This is a genomic window from Flavihumibacter solisilvae, from assembly GCF_000814475.1.
Classification (GTDB): Bacteria; Bacteroidota; Bacteroidia; order Chitinophagales; family Chitinophagaceae; genus Flavihumibacter; species Flavihumibacter solisilvae.
This window is the reverse complement of sequence record NZ_JSVC01000007.1, coordinates 33,382-47,279: the sequence shown is the minus strand read 5'-3', so window position 1 is coordinate 47,279 and position 13,898 is coordinate 33,382. Positions and strand designations below refer to the sequence as shown.

Sequence of the window (13,898 nt, the reverse complement as noted above, 5' to 3'; positions counted from 1 at the left end):
CAAACAAATTTTTTGTGACGGGATGAAGCATCTGTTCTTTAATTGAGAAAAACAAAAGCAACCGATATGGTTGCTTTTGCTTTTATAAGATGCCTGCCATCACTTGTGCCGTAACCAATGTTCCGGGTTTAGGTTGGTGTTTTTGTCGTTCGTTATAATAAACTCAAGCTCACCGCGGCCGCTATCTTTTTCATCGAGTTTTCCGATCACCTGGCCGATCTTAACCTGGTTACCTTTTCCTACGGCTACCGATGAAAGATTACTGTAAGTAGTAAAATATTTTCCATGCCTCATGATCACACCCTGAACTGGTCCAACCGAAATTACTGATACCACTTCCCCATCAAATACTGCCTTCACCGAACTTCCCGCATCTGCTTCGATCGTTATGCCCGGATTGTCATAATCCACAGACAGACCTTCATATTTTTGCCGCCCAAAGCCCATTGCTATCCTTCCAGCATTCACCGGCCACGGGAGGCTGCCCCTGTTCTTTTCGAAATTATCCGAAACAAGCTTCACGTCTTCACTGCTTTCAAGTACACTTAACGGCTTATTTTCCTTTGCAGGTTTTTCCGGACGCGTTGCTGCGGTTGACTTGCCAGTTTCTGCATTATCTTTCTTTTCTTCTTTTGCGGCTGCAGCTCTTTTGGCTGCGTCCTCCTTTTCCTTTTTTTCCCTCTCTGCAGCTGCCCGCTTTTTAGCCTCGGCTATTTCGCGCCTGATTGCCGCACTGATTGCATTTTTCAACCTGGCATCCTGCTTCCTTTTGGCTGCCATATCGTTCAGCAGTTCCTTTTCCTGGCTTTTGATCTTTGATACTACGGCATCCTTTTCCTTTTTCTCGTCAGCGAGTACTTTGAACTGTTTGTTTTGCTCGTCAAGTGCCGCACTCTTCTCCGCCTTGTTTTTGTTTAGTCCATCGATCTTCTGCTGCAGCTGTGTCCACGTATTGCGATAGTTGGTAGCCTGTTGCTCACGATATGAGCGATATGACTTCAGGTAAGCCATACGCTTAAGCGCATCGTTGAAACTGCCGGCGGAAAAAATAAAGTTCAGGAAGTCGTAGTTGCTCCTGTTCATATATGCGTAAACCACACTCTCCTGGTATTGCATTTTCAGGGTGTCGAGTTCAGCCCTGAGCTTTACAATATCACGCCAGTTCTGGTTGATATTTCCCTGGATCAGTTCGATCTGGTTATTGATGTTCCGGATCTGGGATTCCCGCAGCCTTAGTTTCTTCTGAACAAGGTTCAGTTCGCTCAGGCTCTGGCGTTTGTATTTCTTGGTCTGGTCCAGCTGTTGGCGAAGCTCATCAATTTCCTGCTGTATCTCTGCCTGCTTCTTCTTCAGTTCTGCACTGCTCTGGGCCCTGGTAATAGCAAAAGAGGCCAGTAATACCAGGGAAAGAAGAATTTTTCTGATCATGCTTTTTCGATTAGTGGACGAATGTGTTCAAATATAAATCCCCTAACGATTACTGCACCGTATAATTTTTCGGAACCGAGAAAGGGTAGTTTAAACTTTCGTTAAAGCTGAATTGCTTGTACTCAAGCTCGACGTCAATTTTTGACTTCTCTGCGAGACTTATTTTCCGGAATGTGGCAAACGGGAAGCCGGCAACACCATTATATCCGCTGTACGACAGGTTGCAGGTCCGGTTCCGGGTAACATTCACATCATCGAGCTTGATGTGTTGAACGAGGAAACTTTCTTTATTTACCGTGATCAGGTTTTTGAACATACCACCAATACTGAGCAGTGAAATCGTATTGGCTTCGTTTTTATAGGAAACAATATTTGAGTCAATAAAGATGGGATTGCCGATGATCAGGTCCTGCAGTGTTTTAAAATCAAAGGGAATGCCCGCAACCTCCTGCAGGTAGTTCACTGATCTCAATTGCACTACCTTATCCTTTTTATTCAGCAGCTTCACACTGTCGGGCGTGATCAATACCCTGAAGGCCTCATAACTGAACACAGTCGCGTTGATGGATACCCAGATCAGGCTGTCTTTCCGCATCCTGATGAATACCGTCAGGTCCGGACCCTTCCCGTCTTTGTCCCAGTAATCCATTTTCATCTTCGCGGAAAAGGTCTGGTAATTGATCCGGTTCTTTTCAACACCCATCATCAGGGTATCAATCATCCGCAGGGAATCAGCACGTGAGTCTACCAGCACGATCTGCGCCGAATCTTTTTTGCTGATAACCGTATTGATCTTTTTCGTGGTACGACAACCTATGGCTGCCAACGCTATAATTATTGTAAAAAAAAATATCTGCCTTGTCATCAGTTAAGATTTACCCGTATGTCCGAATCCGCCGGCATTCCGTTCCGTTGAAGAAAGGGATTCCACTTCCACCCAGCTAACCTGTTCAACCTGCTGAACCACCATTTGCGCAATGCGGTCGCCAGGCATAATGGTCTGTTCTTCATTGGAAAGGTTGATCAGGATTACCTTGATTTCTCCCCGGTAGTCTGCATCAATCGTGCCCGGTGTATTCAGGCAGGTGATGCCCTGTTTAATGGCCAGGCCGCTTCTTGGCCTTACCTGGGCTTCATAGCCAATCGGAAGTTCAATGAACAATCCGGTAGGTACTAACGATCTTTCCAGTGGCTGCAGTTGTATCGGCGACGTTATCGATGCCCGGAGGTCCATTCCTGACGATCCAGCAGTGGCATAGGCAGGCAGGGGATGCGAAGAAGTATTTATTATTCTGACGTTGATCATGGGCGCAAAGGTAATTTTTACCGGCCAATTAAGCCTCAGGCAGCAGGGGTACCCGTTTTAGTGAGCAAGACCGACGCATAAGCTACCAGTCCCTCTTCCCTTCCTGCAAACCCCATTGTTTCGGTTGTAGTTGCTTTAATGGAAATATCGTCAATGGTCACCTGAAGCAATGTTGAAATTATTTCCCTCATGGCAGGCGCATATTTCATGATCTTCGGCGCTTCGAGGCAAACTGTACTGTCGACATTTACCACGCTGTACCCTTTCGCCTGTACCAGCTCATAACATTTTTTAAGCAGGATCTTGCTGTCGATGCCTTTATAGGCCGGATCGTTATTGGGAAAATGCATGCCGATATCGCCGAGTGCCAGTGCACCAAGCATGGCATCACAAATGGCATGCAACAGCACATCTGCATCGCTGTGTCCAAGCGATCCTTTATGATGGGGTATAGTAGTGCCGCCAATTACCAGGTCCCGCCCTTCGGCCAGCTGGTGAAAGTCAATTCCAAATCCTATTCTGTACATACAAAAAAAATTTCACCCGTCGGGTGGCACCCGACGGGTGGTGAAATAAAAACGTCCCGGCAAAGATGCGGGACGTTTATGAGAGTTTGATTGTAAATATTGTTATTCTTCAGACGGAGTGTCGGAGCCACCAGCGCCGAAATCGAAGATCAGGCTGAACCGGAGGGTGTTGGAAAGCGGATTCTGGTTTACACCGCTGCCGGAAGGAACTGTATACGCAAAGTTTAACCCGAATGCGTTGTAACGGAGGCCGGCACCAAGAGTGAAATATTTCCGGTTGCCTTTGGTCTTGTCCTCATAAAAATAACCGGCACGCAATGCAAACTGGTTCTGGTACCAGTATTCCGCCCCGGTAGAGATCGTCCACTCACGCAGTTCTTCGCTGAAACCGCCCGGTGCATCGGTGAAAGAGCTGAACCAGCTGTTAACCACCGACTTCGACCGGTATTCGGCAAGACCCACAGAGTCGCCCTGTAAAGGAGGAGTAGGAACCATTAACTTATTGAAATCCATTCCGAAAGTGATCTTATTGCTTTCGTCAAATACCTTGGTATATGCAGCGCCAAGTCCGAGGTTGGCAGGAATGAAATCTTTCTGGTTGGCATCGGTAGTATAACCGATCTTGGTTCCAAGGTTGGTAAGCGTAGCTCCCGCAGAGAAACCATTGCCAGCTTCGTTTGCACCATTATAATAGAAGCTCAGGTCGCCTGCAACTGAATTCCCGGCCTTGTAGGTAGTACCGTTAACGTTCTGTCCACCAACGAGGTTGGAATAGATATATCTTAATGCGATTCCCAATCCGACTTTATCAGACAGTTTGCGGGAGTAACCAAAATCCACCCCAAATTCGCGTGGACGGGTATTCCCGATATCATTGCCGGAGAAATCGGTCAGTACAATATTCCCCAGGTTAAAATAACGCATGGAGGTAGAGATAGCCTGGATGTCATCAAGTTTATAGTAACCGCTTAGTGATGCCAGGTATACATCGTTTAGCCCAAGCCGTTTGAGCCATGGCGTATAGGTCAGGCCAACCGCACCCTTACTTTCATTAAAAGGGGTTTTGGCAAGGTTCCAGAAGGGAGAGTTAACATCAGGCGACGTGGCTATTCCAACTTCACCCATTCCACCGGAACGGGCATCAGGAGATATGCGCAAAAAGGGAACTGCAGTAGTTACGACATTGATTTCGGTGGGTGCATTACTCTGTGAAAAAGCTTCACCAGTAAGGAGTCCGCCAGCGAACAACATTAAAGTCAGTTTGAGAGACTTTAGTTTCATGTGATGGTTTCTTTCGTTTTTGATTCACATGAAACGCCCGATTGGCCCGTATAACACAAAGAGATATTACCCTTTGAACAGTTCAGGGTTGCCTGGTCGTTTCAATAAGATCTTTGGGTAAATATTTCTCTATAAGCCGCTAAAATAATAATAAAAAATACAATTCACTATAACCTGACCAGTTTCTTCACCGCAATAGCCTGCCGGCCATCTGCTGTTCTGACAATGATCCTGTATACATAAATACCAGGCGAAACAGGATTACCCCTGTTATCCTTGCCGTTCCAATCCATGTAGGAACGGTTACCATAGGCAATTATTGTACCCTTAAGGGTTTTTACGAAACTGCCATTCATTGAAAACAACTGTATTTCAGTGTCAAGGATACTACCATCATTGTTGTGTTCGATCATAAAACGAACCGGTCCTGCCGAAGGGTTGGGCCACACACGCGACTCTCCCAACACCAGGTTGTTCCTTGATCTGACCATGAAATTCAGGTCATATTCATTGCTGTTATTCAGCACATCCCAGGCCTTGATCCGCATTTTATGCTTACCCTCTTTCAATTCCGGCAACCGGAAAACGAGGCTGCCGCTGCGATAGGTGTCGGTATCTGCCTCGAAAAATCCATTCAGTATATATATATGTGATGGATCCTCATCAATCATAACTGTAATATCATGCCCGATCCCGTTTCCTAAAATATTGATGCCTGACGTGTCCTGCAGGTGGAGCAGAAGTGCCGGCGTTTCGGAAGAAAGTCCACCATCGTGGAAACTGCTGTCATTGAGCCAGGCATTGATTTGGGGGCCTTCCCTGTCCGCGGGTGGCACATCCGATCCTGCAACCACGAGCCGGTCATATGCGCCATGTGCATCTGTGAGACTGTCCATTGCATAATAACTGATCCTCATTCTTCCGGCTGTATAGGTAACATCTTTCGGCACCACGAAAGAGAAGCTGAATAAGCCGTTCTTAACTGTTGCCTTGCCTTTAAACAGGTACCGGTCCTGGGCTTCGAAATCCTGCTTCAAGCTCGTGGCATCATTGGCCAGTGTCTGCTTTTCATATGACTGGTCCATCACCAGCGGGAACACAGTACCGTTAAAACCTGGTTTCGGTTGCCCGTTGCCGTCAGTCACCATGCCTTTGATGGTGATTTTCTGTAATGCGTTAACCGTATCGGCTGTTGAAGAAACAGCCTTATCATTTATATGAGTAGTCACCACATCATACCGGGGAAAGGCCAATGTCAATGCCGGATCTCCAAGCAGTGTGAATTTCAGGTTATTGAATACATCGCCTGATCGCTGGTAGGTAATGTTCTTCGCAACCATGACCGCTTCTCCCAGAGTCCGGTACCTACCTTCGGGGAGCCGCTGGAGGGCTGCTTCCAGGTAATTAGCATTCATGATACGGTTGCTGAAGGAAAATACCAGTCTCGTGGTCGTCATCAGCGCAATGGCACCCGCCCGCGGTTTTACCAGCAGGTATTCCCCCAGTGAGCTGATGGCAGGATTATCATAGGGCGCGAAATCGCAGGTCGCGGTTACAAATAACGGCAGGCGGCCTTTCTGGTCCCAGGCGTCAACTATCGGCTGTTCCAGTACAACTTCTTCTGCAAGGCGCCTGTAGCTGCCATGTCCGCTGTAATTCCAGATGAGTGTTCCACGCTGCATCCTGTCGCTGATTGCCTGGTTAACTGCCGGGTAACGCGCTCCTGCCGCATCACCCGACTGCCGGAAAGCGTCGAGATAGATCTTGTCAGCCAGGAACCTGTTGTTTTCCGCAAGGGAACGGGATACAAGTTCCTCCGCATCCTGGACGTGCAGATTGAAGTCTTCATCATCTGCAATGAAGGTGAGATCATTCCGCCATGCACCTCTTGCGGACGGATCATGATACATGATCACCTTGTCTATATAATCATTTGCCACGGTTTCGGTTTCCACCGGGATCCGCCCGATACCGATGTCGAGAAGATTTGTCACCAGCCCTGAATTAATGTCCTCATGATCATCGAGGAAACCGAAGAAGTCATCACTTGCATAGGTGGCGAGGGGATCAAGTGAATAGCTGCCCTGGTATGTCGGGACCTTATTGTTATTTCCGGGGATCCGGTATTTAAAGTCGTAGCTGGCGTCGCCTAATAATAATAGATAACGTGGTGCATTCTCACTGTTTCCTCCAGCACGATCATATAACATTTTGATGAAATCACGGATGGCAACAGGGTTGGGTTGTCCCCCGGAAAACTCATTAAACACCTGTTCTGCATTCACGACAAGACTTGAAATTCCATCGTGCTGCCGGTGCCAGGAAGCAAGCCGGTTGGCGGCAGCTGCTAAGCCGGGATGAGTAACGATCACCATTTGAGGAATTGCTGCCCCGTGCAAATCCTGGTTGGGGACAGCACCCTTAAAAACCGGTGTCATGGCATCTTCGAAAGCAATGTATTCCTCGGGGTTTTCATGTGCATCGGTAAACACTGCTTCACCGCCATTAAGTGTAAGCGCCATCTTCACCGGGCCAAAGGGCTCCGTTACGCGCCATACCTGCATACTGCCGGTTCCACCAGTCAATTGATATTTTGCAACCCTGCCAGTTCCGGCACCTGCCCATGTCCTGAAGCCGAGTTGCTGCCTGGCATATTGTAGCCGGCAATCTGCTATTACTGTTACATTATTCAACCAACCCATCGCAGAGGCATTCGAAGACTGAAAACTGTAGCTAAGCGCCGAAGTCCCGCCGGGAATGAAATCTGTTTCGCGGATGTCATCCCGCGCAAAAAGATCAAGTCCGGAAGATCCCACGGCTGCGATGCTGTGTTCCAGTACCTGTGCACCACCATATTTAATGTCAAAAGTTGAAGGACTTCCGACAGATCTTGCCGCAACTGAGGAAACCAGTGTGGCCGCTCCACCGGGAGCCAACTGGGGAATCGCCGGATCGATCGCTATTGTTGTTCCGTCCCCGGCAAGAAACCTTTCACCGTACCATTCCTTCCCGCTCGACAAAAGATTGAATGCATCTTTTTCGTAATAGAAACGGTATTGATAATGATCGACCTGGTGAGTAACGGGCGCGGAAGTTCCGCCGGTTTCAACTGTTTTTCCCACTCCACCGACAGTCACATACAGGTAGGTTGAATCGCTATAAAGATTGTGAACTGCAGTGAATCGTTTATTGGCAGGATCCCGCTTCCAGCCGGTTGCCCCTTCGGCGTAAAAAATAAAACGATCTCCGTCATTAAAGATCCCGTCACCGCCATCTTCCCTGGCGATGGCCAGTTCGTGCAGGTCGTCAGCATAAGGCAATGCGCAGGCTTCAGCGGGCTGCCCGCCGGCCTTCCCGAAGATCCGGAGCTGTGCTGAAGGAAATGGCAACGATATTCCCGCATGCTTTAAGAAGGCGGCATCCAATTTGTATATACCATGGTGCGGAATGGCGATCCGGAACCAGTTTCCGGTGGCCAGGACAGAATGTGCAGAGTATTGCCGCTGCGCGGAAAGGGAACCGGACAGAGAAAAGAAAATGGTTACCAATACAATTCTCAGCGTAAGCAGCATAGCCTTTCAAAAATAGTATAATCCCCGGGCCTTTTGCGTGTCTACGGGGCATTTGAACTGGTAATCTCGCTATATTCGCAGTCAGCTTTTTCAAAAAATACACAATAACCGGGACTGTCTCCCGTTATTACAGTCTAAAACCGGCTTAAATGGCTATCAATATGAACTGGAAAAACCTAACGATTCTCGTATCCTGCACAGTCCTGGTGGCATCGTGTAAAAACGGGGGATTGTTTAAAAAGAAACCGGAAAAATCAGATGTAACCGGCTGGAACTATAATGATAAAAACCAGGGTGGTTACCAGGTTTCCAAAGAAAAAGAGCAGCGGACAGGTCCGGGTCTCGTTTTCGTTCAGGGTGGTACCTTCACCATGGGTGCTTCTGAAGAAGATGTAATGGGTGACTGGAACAACCCTCCCCGCCGTGTAACAGTTAACTCTTTCTACATTGACAAATCGGAAGTGGCCAACGTTCACTACCGTGAATACCTGTACTGGATCAATAATGTGTTTGATGGTGATGAGCACCAGGCGATCCGTAACGCAGCTCTTCCTGATACGCTGGTTTGGCGCAGTGAACTCGCTTATAACGAGCCACTGGTTGAATATTATTTCCGCCACCCGTCATATAACTACTATCCTGTTGTAGGTGTAACCTGGAAACAGGCGAACGATTTCTGTCTCTGGAGAACCGACAGGGTAAACGAACTTGAACTGATCAAAAGAGGTTTCATCAACGAAAAATCACTGAAGAACATCAGTGGTATCGCTGAAGAAAACTTCAACACCAAATCATACCTGGCAGGTGAATTCCAGGCTACTCCTGGTAAAGCTGCCCGTTCTAAAAAGAACACACTTAAGAACCCCAACGGTACACCACGTACCAACGTTACTTTCGAAGACGGGATCCTGTTACCAGGCTATCGCCTTCCGACAGAAGCTGAGTGGGAATATGCTGCCCTTGGTTATGTAAACCAGAACCCGCAACCTTCCAAGAAAGAAGGAAAGCGTGGTGAGGAACTTATCGCCAACAAGCAAGTTTATTCCTGGAGCAATAACGTGAACGGAATGCGTGATACACGCCGCGGAAGCTGGCAGGGTACATTCCTCGCTAACTTCAAGCGCGGTTCCGGTGATAACATGGGTGTTGCAGGTGGTCTGAACGACCGCGCTGTGTACACTGCACCGGTTACCTCCTTCTACCCGAACGGATTCGGTATCTATAACATGAGCGGTAACGTTAACGAGTGGACTGCCGACGTTTATCGTCCGTTGTCTCTGACAGACGTTGATGATGTTGCTCCTTATCGTGGTAACCGTTACGAGACTGTTTACAAAGACAGTGCTACCGGTGCCATTGAAAGAGACAGCCTTGGTCGTATCAAGAACCGTTTCGTTACTGATGAAGAAAGCAAAAACCGTCGTAACTACCAGAAAGGTAATGTCATCAACTACCTCGATGGTGACTCACTGCTGCAGGGCGTGAACTACGGCTACGGTCTTACTACACTGATCAGCGACAAGAGCAGGGTGATCAAAGGCGGAAGCTGGAATGATCGCGCTTATTGGCTGAGCCCTGGTACCCGTCGATTCATGGAAGAAGACGTGGCAAGCAGCACTGTAGGTTTCCGTTGTGCTATGGACCGCGTAGGTAGTCCTGAAGGTAACGGCCGCAAGACCGGTATCAACTACAAACCAAGAAGACAAAACTCCCGCAAACGCTAAGGGATAAGATAGCCAAAACAAAAAAGCCATTCCGGTCGGAATGGCTTTTTTGTTTCTGGAATGCTCCCACAATTTTTACTTTTTACTTTTCACTTTTTACTTTTCTTTGCCCATGGCCATTTCACAACTCTACCAGATCTATCTTCAATATCCTTCCGTACAGACAGACACCCGGAAGCTAAAACAGGGCGACCTTTTTTTCGCACTTAAAGGCGACCAGTTCAATGGAAACAAATTTGCACAGTCAGCATTAGACGCAGGAGCTGCTTATGCCATCATCGATGAAGCGGAGTATCACACCGGCGATCGCACTATATTGGTAGAGGACGTGCTGACCACCCTCCAGCTGCTCGCGCTGCACCACCGCAAACAGTTTGATATACCCTTCATTGCCATAACCGGCAGCAACGGGAAAACAACTACCAAGGAACTGGTTCATGTTGTGCTATCTGCCGCCTACCGGACTTATACAACTGAAGGCAACCTGAATAACCATATCGGAATCCCCCTTACCATACTTCGAATCAAAGCTGATGCTGAAATGGCTGTCATCGAAATGGGCGCCAATCACCAGAAAGAAATTGAGAGTTACTGCAGGTTCACTGAACCAACACACGGATTGATCACCAATGTTGGTAAGGCGCACCTTGAAGGCTTTGGCGGTGTGGAAGGAGTCAGGAAAGGAAAGGGAGAACTATTTGATTACCTGCGGGCCACGAAAGGCACTGCGTTTGTTTTATGGGATGATATGCACCTCAGGCAAATGAGTGAAGGAATTCCCGTCATCCACAATTATGGCGTCACTGCTGGTGAAGTAACAGGTCACGCATTACAGAGCGAACCTTTCCTGAAAGTAATGATCGATTCCGGCGCTTCAGCCGGTGCCATTGAAACGCAGCTCGTAGGCGATTATAACTTACCGAATGTGCTTGCTGCAGTTACGGTCGGTAAGAGTTTCCGGATCAGTGATAAGCTTATCCGGGAAGCCATTGAAGCCTACCATCCTTCCAATAACCGGTCACAGCTGATGGAGATAAACGGTAATCATTTCATACTGGATGCCTACAATGCAAATCCCAGCAGCATGCGTGCGGCCATTGACAACTTCGCGCGGTTACACGCCGAAGATAAAGTGCTGATGCTTGGAGCGATGGCAGAGCTTGGTGAAGAAAGCCTTGATGAACACCGGGCAATAGTTTCCTTCATTGAGAAATTTAACTGGAAATCTGTTGTGCTTGTCGGCGGCGATTTCCGGAAGATCAAACATCCTTTTATTCAGCTTGAAAACAGTGCGGAGGCCCGTGACTGGTTCCGCGGTCAGACCTTCAATAACACGTACCTGCTGATCAAAGGCTCACGCAGTATGCAAATGGAAAAAGTGCTGCAATAGAATGTCATGATTTCAAATAAGCTTTCCGGTTTGCAGCAGAAAACTGGGCAGTAAGTGCCCGGATATTTTTTTCTATCTCATGCCGGTCTGCCTTCGATTTATTGAAGGATTGCTGAATCCAGTCTTCCAGCATCTGCGAATCGCGGCTTAGTATTGGCAGCACGGCAATTTTGCGAATGAAATTGGTCTGCACTACCCTATCCTGGTTATCGCCCAGTAGCTTCTGAACCCTGTCAATTTCATCTGCCGGCAGCAGGGTTAACAGTGCCGAAGGTTCCACTTCCATTTCATCGAGCCATGCCTTGTTGTACATTATATCTTTCAGGATCTTCCTCAATGCGTGTAGATTGTCATCATACAAAGGCTCCAGCACCTGCAACATCCATACACTGATCATCTCATGGAAATAGAAATCATAGTCTTTCTCCGCCGGGTGTTTCCATTGCTGAAAATCCATTTTACCGGGATCAACATCATCCAACACTGCAGCGAGATTTTTGCTATGTAATATCTCCTGCCCTTCCAGGAATTCCGCCAGTGATTTGCGGCCGAATTGCTGGGCAGCCATCTCCTGCATCAACTGGTTATCGCGTACTGCACCTGCAGCCCTGTAAATTTTCTTCCAGCCTTTTTTGATTTTTATTCCCTGCCCCTTTTCCAGCACATCCATCATCCTGAACAGTGCACGCATTTTTTTATAGGTTACCCTGAACTTGTGAATGGCTTCTTTCTCCTGCTCATGAATCATCTCCTTCCGCAGTTCATGCAGCTTGTCTGTACAGGTTTGTCCCAGGCCCGAAGGAGATTTAGCAGCCATACAAGGAATTAAATCTGGTAACTTTGCAAAAATTCAACCAGCCATGTCCGAGAAGAACAGCTATCCGGGGTACCTGCAGACTGTATTGACGAACCGGTGTCCCCGTTGCCGTGAAGGACGACTCTTTGAATCGACCAATCCATATACTTTAGGAAAGGTACTAAAGATGAACGAGCGTTGCCCGGTATGTAGTCAGCCAACTGAAATAGAAGTGGGGTTTTATTATGGTACCGCCTATGTGAGCTATGCCCTGACTGTCGCTTTTTCAATTGCAACTTTCATTGCCTGGTGGATCCTCATCGGCTTTTCCCTGCAGGATGGCGATTACAGGGTATTGTACTGGGGCATAACCAATGCTGTATTGATGATCGTGCTTCAGCCTGTACTGATGCGTCTTTCCCGGTCACTCTGGCTGAGCTGGTTCGTGAAGTTTGAACCTGACTGGAAGGATAAGGAAATAGACCGGCACACCCTCGAAAGGATGGTGCCGGACCATATGAAAAACTGGTAATCTTATACGTACCTGTTGACGAGATTTTCCAGGTATTCCTGGCGACCGCTCTTCACAGCAGGTTCGCCATTCTCAGCTGCAAAATTCCTCAGGTCTTCAAGGGTGAGTTTCCCTTCCTCAAAGGCCTTTCCATTACCGCTGTCGAATGATGCATATCTTTCTTTGCGGACAGACTTATACTGCGTCTGGGTAAGTATATTGTCTGCTGCAACCAGTGCACGGGCAAACGTGTCCATTCCACCGATATGCGCATGAAACAGGTCTTCCTTATCGGTTGAGTTACGCCTGATCTTTGCATCGAAGTTGATGCCACCGCCACCAAAACCACCAGCTTCAAGTATTACCAGCATAGCTTCGGTCAGTTCGCTGACGTTATTGGGAAACTGGTCAGTATCCCAGCCGTTCTGGTAGTCGCCACGGTTTGCATCGATTGAACCCAGCAATCCCGCATCAGCCGCTACCTGCAGTTCATGCTGGAATGTATGGCCGGCCAGTGTGGCGTGGTTCACTTCAATATTTAGAGAGAAGTCATTCAGCAGGTCATATGCACGAAGGAACCCGATCACTGTAGCACAATCATAGTCGTATTGGTGCTTCGAAGGCTCACAGGGCTTAGGTTCAATGAAGAATTTTCCTTTGAAACCATTTGCGCGAGCATAGTCTTTCGCCACGTGAAGGAAGCGCGCCATGTGCTCCTGCTCCCTTTTCATGTCAGTATTGAGAAGGCTCATATAACCTTCACGCCCACCCCAGAAAACATAGTTTTGTCCGCCTAAAGCAATCGTCGCATCCAATGCCGCCTTTACCTGGGCACCGGCATGTGCTACCACCTGGAAATCCGGATTGGTTGCCGCCCCGTTCATGTACTTGCGGCTTGAAAACAGGTTTGCTGTTCCCCAGAGCAATTTGATTCCACTTGCTGCCTGGTGCTCCCCGGCATGCTTCGTAATTGCCTGCAACCTTCTTTCATTCTCTTTTACATCATTGGTATAATCGACCACATCCACATCGTGAAAGCAATAGAAGGGCATGCCCAGCTTCTGCATGAACTCGAAGGCAGCATCCATCTTCTTCTTTGCGCGGTCAACCGCATCTTCAACACCATTCCAACCAAAATCATGCGTTGGTTCACCAAACGGATCGGAGCCATTTCCGCAGAAGGAATGCCAGTAAGCACAGGCAAACCTGAGATGCTCTTTCATGGTTTTACCCGCAACCACTTTATTTTCATCATACCACCGGAATGCAAGCGGGTTATCCGTTTGCGGACCTTCATACCGGATCTTACCGATACCTTCGAAATATTGTTTGTTTGTAGTCATAACGTTGATGGTTAAGTGTT

Annotated in this window: 11 protein-coding genes; 3 read left to right on the top strand and 8 right to left on the bottom strand. The window is 47.9% G+C overall.

The features are described 5' to 3' along the window. Positions 1 to 99 precede the first annotated feature (99 nt). The 6 genes from OI18_RS06620 to porU all read right to left on the bottom strand — a co-directional run bounded on the left by OI18_RS06620 (position 100) and on the right by porU (position 8,114). Positions 100 to 1,428, bottom strand: a complete 1,329-nt coding sequence (locus tag OI18_RS06620) for a murein hydrolase activator EnvC family protein (RefSeq protein WP_052272942.1) — start codon at positions 1,426 to 1,428, stop codon at positions 100 to 102. A gap of 49 nt (positions 1,429 to 1,477) precedes the next feature. Next, positions 1,478 to 2,293 (bottom strand): lipoprotein insertase outer membrane protein LolB1, encoded by an 816-nt coding sequence (gene lolB1, locus OI18_RS06615; RefSeq protein WP_082037874.1) that lies wholly within the window; start codon positions 2,291 to 2,293, stop codon positions 1,478 to 1,480. A gap of 3 nt (positions 2,294 to 2,296) precedes the next feature. Beyond that, positions 2,297 to 2,734, bottom strand: coding sequence for a dUTP diphosphatase (dut, locus tag OI18_RS06610; protein ID WP_039138284.1), 438 nt, complete (start codon positions 2,732 to 2,734; stop codon positions 2,297 to 2,299). A 35-nt stretch (positions 2,735 to 2,769) separates the two neighbouring features. After that, a complete protein-coding gene (gene ispF / locus OI18_RS06605) occupies positions 2,770 to 3,261 on the bottom strand; it encodes a 2-C-methyl-D-erythritol 2,4-cyclodiphosphate synthase (protein ID WP_039138283.1) in 492 nt (163 codons plus the stop codon). A gap of 102 nt (positions 3,262 to 3,363) precedes the next feature. Further along, positions 3,364 to 4,542, bottom strand: a complete 1,179-nt coding sequence (gene porV / locus OI18_RS06600) for a type IX secretion system outer membrane channel protein PorV (protein WP_052272940.1) — start codon at positions 4,540 to 4,542, stop codon at positions 3,364 to 3,366. Positions 4,543 to 4,709: 167 nt separating this feature from the next. Further along, the gene (porU, locus tag OI18_RS06595) at positions 4,710 to 8,114 is read right to left on the bottom strand and encodes a type IX secretion system sortase PorU (RefSeq protein WP_039138282.1); all 3,405 of its coding nucleotides are present in this window, start codon (positions 8,112 to 8,114) and stop codon (positions 4,710 to 4,712) included. Between the two features lie 149 nt (positions 8,115 to 8,263). Between porU and OI18_RS06590 the strand changes: the two genes are divergently transcribed. Then, positions 8,264 to 9,838 carry an SUMF1/EgtB/PvdO family nonheme iron enzyme gene (locus OI18_RS06590; RefSeq protein WP_052272939.1) on the top strand — a complete coding sequence of 525 codons (1,575 nt, stop codon included), beginning with the start codon at positions 8,264 to 8,266 and terminating at the stop codon, positions 9,836 to 9,838. A 112-nt stretch (positions 9,839 to 9,950) separates the two neighbouring features. Next, a complete protein-coding gene (locus OI18_RS06585; RefSeq protein WP_039138280.1) occupies positions 9,951 to 11,228 on the top strand; it encodes a UDP-N-acetylmuramoyl-tripeptide--D-alanyl-D-alanine ligase in 1,278 nt (425 codons plus the stop codon). A gap of 4 nt (positions 11,229 to 11,232) precedes the next feature. Here the strand turns inward: OI18_RS06585 and OI18_RS06580 are convergent, their stop codons facing one another. Next, positions 11,233 to 12,045: a CHAD domain-containing protein gene (locus OI18_RS06580; RefSeq protein ID WP_039138279.1), complete on the bottom strand. Its 813-nt coding sequence runs from the start codon at positions 12,043 to 12,045 to the stop codon at positions 11,233 to 11,235. Between the two features lie 43 nt (positions 12,046 to 12,088). Between OI18_RS06580 and OI18_RS06575 the strand changes: the two genes are divergently transcribed. Beyond that, positions 12,089 to 12,556 (top strand): DUF983 domain-containing protein, encoded by a 468-nt coding sequence (locus OI18_RS06575; protein ID WP_039138277.1) that lies wholly within the window; start codon positions 12,089 to 12,091, stop codon positions 12,554 to 12,556. Between the two features lie 2 nt (positions 12,557 to 12,558). Here OI18_RS06575 and xylA read toward each other — a convergent pair whose 3' ends face one another. Beyond that, on the bottom strand, positions 12,559 to 13,878 hold the full coding sequence (gene xylA / locus OI18_RS06570) for a xylose isomerase (protein WP_039138274.1): 1,320 nt from the start codon (positions 13,876 to 13,878) through the stop codon (positions 12,559 to 12,561). Positions 13,879 to 13,898: the final 20 nt, after the last annotated feature.